Source organism: Kitasatospora sp. NPDC048545 (genome assembly GCF_040651155.1).
Classification (GTDB): domain Bacteria; phylum Actinomycetota; class Actinomycetes; order Streptomycetales; family Streptomycetaceae; genus Kitasatospora.
The window spans coordinates 1-3,705 of record NZ_JBEZIQ010000142.1 but is presented as its reverse complement, the minus strand read 5'-3'; the positions used below and the strand labels follow the sequence as shown (position 1 = coordinate 3,705).

Below are 3,705 nucleotides of genomic sequence, written 5' to 3'. Positions count from 1 at the left end.
CCGAGGCATGTTCAGCATGCACCGGGAACGGCACGCCACCTTCGCGTTCGCGCAGAACTGGCTCGTCAACCGCGGCTGCCCGCCGGACGCGCTCGTACCGGTCCTCGGCGGCCCCACCCCCGCCGACGAGCTGTCCGTCCGGGTCGAGGACCGCATCCGGCGCTCGGGCGAGCGCCTGGAGGTCGCCGACTACCAGGTCATCGACGGGGCCGAGACCGAGGGCTGGAGCATCGCCGTCGACAGCGAGGCCAAGGAGCTGCCCGTCCGCCTGTTCATTGAGACGCTTCAGCCCGATCAGTGGACCTACACGGTGCGCGAGGGAGCTTTCCCGGACCACGCCGCCGCTGATGAGTGGCTGGAGAAGCGCTCCACCCCGCTGCCCGAGCCGCCCGAGTACCGCCGCGACGCCCTGCGTACCCGCGCCGCCCTCGCCCGCAGCACCACCTCACCGGCCAACGCCGCCGCCGTGCTGGCGTCCGCGCCCGCGGCAGCAGCCGTCGCGCAGCCCGATCGGGGGCGGTCGCTGTGAGCCGCGCCATGTTCGCCTTCTCCGCCCACCCCGACGCCATCGCGGACCTGCGCCAACTCCCGGACGCCATCCGCGACCAGGCCCTGTTGAGTCTGCAGGACCTGGTCCGTGGCGAACGCGTGGCCACTCGTCTGGAGGGCCGGCTGGAGGGCTACCACAAGGTCTACCTCGGCGTCGGAAATGAGTGGGCCAGCCACCGCTTGGTCGTGCAGTTCCGCGACGCGCCCACTGAGTCCCAGCACCGGCGCGAGGTCCATCTCGTTGCTGCCGGCCCCCGGCTCGACTACCAGGTCTACCGCTCCGCGCAGAACCGCCTGGGCCGTACCGGACTCAACCTGCCGTCCGGTCTCGGCCCGGCCGAGGAAGCCCGTGTCCGGGCGGCCCGTGCCCGGTCCGTACGCCCTGCACCGGTGGCTGCCGGCGGTCCGGCTTACACCACCACCTCCCCTGGCTTCGCCACCGGCGCCGCCGCCCGAAAGGCCCGCTTATGACCACCCCGACCCCCACGCACGCCGATCTCGCCGTGTGGCTCGCCGAGGCCGCCCAGGCCGTCTCCGGCATCGTCACTGCCCGGCACGACACCTCGCCCTCGCGTTCCCACCTCCACCCCGTCCTCGGGCCGCTCACCGCCGGGCCGCAGGTGATCACAGCGCTTGCCGACCGGCTGGAGGACCTGCTGGATGCGAGGCTGCCGACCACCCCCGCCACCCTGTTCGCCCTCGCGTCCTACGCCTCCGCCCTGGGCTGGCTGAGCGAGTCGCTTGCCGACCTCACCCAGGCCGTCGGCCTCCTGGTCTCCGAAGCCGCCCTGCCGGTCGATGCCACGGCCATCGCCACCGGCGAGGCCGAGGACCTGTCGGGCTACGCCCTGCAGGACCGGCAGGCCATCACGGCCCTCGCCGCCGAGGCCGCCCTCCCGCCGGGCCGCTACCTGCAGATCCTGGGCCAGGCCCTGCTCGCCTCCGCGGAGTTCACGGGGGCGTGCACGGAGATCACCGGTGCCCTGACCGAGGACGCCCACCGTCTCCTCGACGAGTCGGTCAGCGTGGTTCGCCTCGGCGGCGAGGGCCCCGACAGCCTGCCCACCCTGGTCCGCTCCCTCCTCGTGCGGATGGAGACGGCCCGGTGAACCCGCACGACCAGCTCACCCACCCTGGCGCCCACCTCGTCTACGAGCGCCTCGGCGCCCGCAACGCCTGGGAGCTGAGCGCCGGCTGCCCCGGCTCGGACCCTCTCGGTCGCCTTGCCTTCATGGTCGCCTGCTCGGCCCGCGAGGTCGACCAGCTCCACCAGGAACTCACCGCCCGCGCCCAGACGGTCATCGAGCGCCTGGAACCGATCGCCCGCGGCGACCACGCCACCATGCGCGGCGTCAACGGCATCATCCAGTCCGCTGGCCTCCAGGTCGAACTGCTCACCGCCCGCCGTGGAGCGGCCTACGAGCAACTCAGCAGCGTGGTCAACGCCTACGGTCGGTGCACCGACGCGGGCCTGCCTTCACCGGAGAGCCGGCTTGCTCCCAAGCACGTGACGGCCGGCGTCACCCCGGTACCGGCCGCAGGGCCCGACCTGCCCGGCGCGGCGGCCGGATACGACCCCCGCGTCCGGGAGTCCGAGGCCCTGGCGGCGATCGACCGTGGTGATCTGCGGCTGTGCGAAAGCGCCGTCTACGGCTACAAGTTCATGTCCGATGGCAGTGGCGAGAGTCCGTCGGTCTGGCCGCAGACCGTCGAGGAGCTGATGGCCGAGGACCTCGTCGTTGCCGACACCAGCTCATCGTCCTACCGGCCCGGTCACCTGCTCTCGCTGACGCCCGCCGGCAAGGCCCTCCTCGACGCCTCGCGCGCCGCCGACCAGCGCGTGTCCGCCGCGCTTTCCCGCAGTGCCACCGGCCCCACCGCACCACCTGCCGCCGGGCCTGCGCCGTCTGCCCCCTCCGTATCCGCCCAGCCGACCCGCTCCCGTTGACCAGGAACCACCGCCATGTCCCAGACCCGCGCCGCCGTGTCTTCCCAGTCGACCTCCATGAGCATCTCCGACGCGCAGCGGTCCGAGGCTGTCCTTCGCCGTCTCGCCCCGAGGTGGACCACCCACGTCGTCCACACGATCGCCAAGTGGGGCCCGGAGATGCGCGTTTCCGACGTCACCCCGCATTTTCCGTCGGTCTCCCAGTCGTACGTCAACAAGCGCCTGGCCGCGATGTCTGAGGCCGGCCTGGTGGTCCGCGACGGCGAGTTCGACCGTCTGGCGCCCTACCGGCTCTCGCCCGCTGCCCGCACGCTCGGCCCGGTCTACCGTGCTCTCGCCCAGTGGTCCACCGACCATGTCGACCGCACCCCGCAGGGCCGGTACGACCGGATCGAGGACGCCCTGCACCGCCTGCAACTGGCGGACACCACCGAGACCGTCCGTCTGCTCTCCGAGCACGGGAGCCTGCGCCTGCCGCGCCTTGCCGAACGGCTCGGCGCGTCCGAGCAGTCCGCCGCCGCCAGGCTGAGCCGCATGCAGGCGGACGGCCTCGTCACCCGCGCCGGCAACCGGGTACACGGCGCCCCCTACGTCCTCACCGACGCCGGACGGGGGCTCGGCCCCGTCTACTCCGCCCTCCAGCAGTGGGACCAGCGGCACACGACCACCGTGGCCCCGGCGGTGCCGGCCGCCACGCGCACCCTGGCCTCCCCCGCGCAGTCCGTACGCACCGCTGCGGCACTGCGCCACAGCCCGGCCCCCTCCGCACTGTTCAGCCACGCCCCGGTGCCGCAACCGCGCATCCCCTCCGCCGCAACCGCGGCCTCCCACCCCGCGTGGGCGGTGACCACCGTGGACTCCCAGCTCAGAGCGGCTCCCCGACCTCAGCATCCCGGGCCCGCACGCCGTCTCATCGCCGTTGGCGGTGTGCGGGGCCGCTCCCCGCCGCGTTCAGGAGCGCGGCGCACCTCACCGAGGCCCACCTGCCGACGGTCGCCTTCAGCGCCGCCACCCTGCTCTTCCTCCTCCTGGCCGCCCGCCTCCTCCCGCGGCTGCCCGGCCCGCTGCTGGCCGTCGTGCTCGGCACCGCGATCTCGGCCGCGTTCTCGCTCAAGGACCACGGCCTCGCGGTGATCGGCGACATTCCGGCCGGACTGCCCCGCCCCGCGCTGCCCGACCTGACCGAGCTGAACCGGCTGCTGATGCCG

General features: G+C 73.5%; 5 protein-coding genes and 1 pseudogene. All 6 read left to right on the top strand.

Annotated features, from left to right (window positions below; all coding sequences use genetic code 11):
• On the top strand, positions 1–529 hold a 529-nt coding region (locus AB0D10_RS45970; RefSeq protein WP_360268981.1), incomplete at its 5' end, for a glycosyl hydrolase.
• Positions 530–537: 8 nt separating this feature from the next.
• On the top strand, positions 538–1,020 hold the full coding sequence (locus AB0D10_RS45965) for a hypothetical protein (RefSeq protein WP_360268978.1): 483 nt from the start codon (positions 538–540) through the stop codon (positions 1,018–1,020).
• Positions 1,017–1,658, top strand: coding sequence for a hypothetical protein (locus AB0D10_RS45960; RefSeq protein WP_360268976.1), 642 nt, complete (start codon positions 1,017–1,019; stop codon positions 1,656–1,658). Before AB0D10_RS45965 ends, AB0D10_RS45960 begins: the two co-directional genes overlap by 4 nt.
• Entirely contained in the window at positions 1,655–2,497 is an 843-nt protein-coding gene (locus AB0D10_RS45955) for a hypothetical protein (protein WP_360268973.1), read from the top strand. The genes AB0D10_RS45960 and AB0D10_RS45955 overlap by 4 nt, the downstream gene beginning before the upstream one ends.
• 15 nt (positions 2,498–2,512) lie before the next feature.
• Positions 2,513–3,148, top strand: a pseudogene (locus tag AB0D10_RS45950) (winged helix-turn-helix transcriptional regulator); the annotation flags it as partial.
• On the top strand, positions 3,142–3,705 hold a 564-nt coding region (locus AB0D10_RS45945; RefSeq protein WP_360268984.1), incomplete at its 3' end, for a SulP family inorganic anion transporter. The pseudogene AB0D10_RS45950 and the gene AB0D10_RS45945, both read left to right, overlap by 7 nt.